2 protein-coding genes are annotated in these 2,429 nt (G+C 63.7%); one reads left to right on the forward strand and one right to left on the reverse strand.

The features are described from left to right. Positions 1-1,145 (reverse strand): ABC transporter substrate-binding protein (locus tag EN893_RS29210; protein WP_128361994.1); only part of this gene is annotated, 1,145 nt, incomplete at its 3' end. 128 nt (positions 1,146-1,273) lie between these two features. Between EN893_RS29210 and EN893_RS29215 the strand changes: the two genes are divergently transcribed. Then, complete coding sequence (locus EN893_RS29215; RefSeq protein ID WP_127270477.1) at positions 1,274-2,173, forward strand: LysR family transcriptional regulator; 900 nt, start codon at positions 1,274-1,276, stop codon at positions 2,171-2,173. The last annotated feature ends 256 nt before the right edge of the window (positions 2,174-2,429 follow it).

The raw sequence follows: 2,429 nt of genomic DNA on the forward strand, positions 1-2,429 counted from the left end.
GCCCTGGCCCGGACCGGATCACGTTTGATCGGCGGCAAGTCGGCGTGTTCGGGATGCATCGGTCCGACATGATCGTTCTGCGCGACGATACCCATGCCGTCGGCGCCCAGTTGCAGCACCGCTTCGTTGTCGACCGCAAGCTGTATGGCGTTGCGCACGCGCTTGTCGTCATAGGGTTTGGCGTTGACGTTGCAGCGCGAGACCAGGGTGGCGGCAGTGACGATCTCGCTTTTCTTCAGGCCCAGCCTGTCGAGCATGGCGACGTCATAGGACTGCGTCTGCCCATTCAGGTCGATCTCACCGGATTCGAATGCGGAGACGGTGGCGGCCGAGTCGGTGCCGTAGTCGGTCCAGTCGATGCCGTCGAGGAACACCTCGCCGCCCCACCACGACCCGTCCGGCCGCTTGCGCACCGAGGCAGCAACGCCGACATCGAGTCTTTTAAGTTCGAACGGGCCCGTGCAAACGGGGTTGGCCGACAGTGGCGCCGCCTTCGGATTGAATGTGTGGTGGACGATCAATGCCGGATAGTCGGTCATCGCTGGGATGATGGTGATGTCGGGCTGAGACAGTTTCAGGACCACGGTGTGGCCGTCGCGAACCTCGATGGCACCAGTGCGCGCCACCTTGGTGTCGGGATCGATCAGCGCGGTCATGCGCCCGGCCATCGAGTTGCCGGCGGCATCCTTCTCGCACCAGCGCGTGATGTTGAAGGCAACATCCGTGGCGGTGAAATCGTCGCCGTTCGACCATTTCACCCCCGGGCGCACCTTGAGCACATATTCCGTCGCGTCCGCATTGATCTCCCAGCTCTGCAGCAGCACCGGCTCGAAGGTGAAATCCGGCTTCCAGCGCACCAGCGGTTCGAGAAACTGCATGGCGATGTTGCCCATCTGCGAAACCTTGAACTTGCGCGGGTCTTCCAGCTCCATCACCTGCATGGCAACACGCACCACGCCGCCCTTCCTGGGTTGGACGGCTTCCTCGGCTCGCGCCGGGACCGGCTGACCGATGAGCCCGTAGGCAATCGCCGTGCTGGCGCCGAAGGCGCTGGCCAGCGCCAGGAACTCGCGGCGGCCAAGCGCGCCGCTCTTTGCGCCTTTCGCAAATGTGCCGATCGCGGGATGAAGAGGTCTGGATGTCATATCGGTTCTCCCATTGTTGATTTTACGCCCAAATTCGGTGGAATGCCCTTGCCGCGTCGTTGCTGGGCGCTGTTTTCTACAGGACGCAGCCGATGGCGGCGGGGCCGCGACGGCGAGGGGAAGGCAAGATGAATCTTCTGACGGCGATGCGGGTGTTCGATCGGGTTTGCCTGCTGGGCAGCCTGTCGGCGGCGGCGCGCGATCTCAACATGTCGACGACGGCCGTCAGCCGCACCATCAAGGAACTGGAAGACGACCTTGGCGTCCGGCTCATCAATCGCACCACAAGGCGTCTCAGCCTCACCGAGGCGGGCCGCGACTATGCTCCGCGTGCGCGCAGCCTGCTCGACGACATATCCGAACTGCAGGATTCGACGCGCGGCCTGCACAAGGAGACGCGCGGCCTGATCCGGGTTTCCTGCTCCAATGTTCTGGGCCACACGCGCATAACCAAGTTGGTGCCGAAATTCCTCGAAGAAAACCCGCTCACCACGATCGAGTTCGACCTCACCGCGCGTTATGTCGTCGGCATTGTCGAGGAAGGCTACGATGTGGCCATCCGCTTCGGCGGTCAGGCGGATTCCGCCCTGATTGCCCGCCGGCTTGGTGACGTCCGCAATTATGTCTGCGCTACGCCCGATTATTGGGATGCAAACGGCCGTCCGGTCCACCCGGATGAGCTGGCAAGCCATTCCTGCGTGCTGAGCAATTTCGCCAAGCGCCTTGGCACGTGGCCATTCATCGGACCCGACGGCCCTTTCGATGCGGCTATCGGGGGGCGGATCTCGACCAACAGCGTCGAGGCCGCCTACCAGATGACCACCGCCGGTTTCGGCATCGGCAACCTGCCCAGCCTGCTGGTCGACGCTGCGATCAGGGACGGCCGGCTGGAAGTGCAGCTGGATGAGTTTCGCCCCGGCTCCAGCCCGATCTACGCGCTCTATCCGCACCGCACCTATATTGCGGCCAAGGTGCGCGCGTTCGTCGATTTCCTGATCCGCGAACTGTCGGCCGACTTCACCGCCTGAAATGCTGCCCGATTGTCCATGGCCAACGCCGTCAGGGGCCTGGCGCGAACGCCAGGCCCCCTCTGCCCCCGTCGCCCGACGCGGCAGCGTCATTTCCACCAGGCGGTGGTGTCGTACATCGGTCCCGGCTCCTCGAAGAGCTTTTCGTATTTGCACAGTGCCGGCGTCTTGCCGAGCGGCACCGAAACGCCGTCCCTGAACGCCCATTCGCCACGTTGCGTCGTATCGGCCCGCACATAGCTGGACAGCGCAAAGG

Origin of the sequence: Mesorhizobium sp. M7A.F.Ca.CA.004.04.2.1 (genome assembly GCF_004022825.1) — a bacterium.
In the GTDB taxonomy this organism is placed as follows: Bacteria; Pseudomonadota; Alphaproteobacteria; order Rhizobiales; family Rhizobiaceae; genus Mesorhizobium.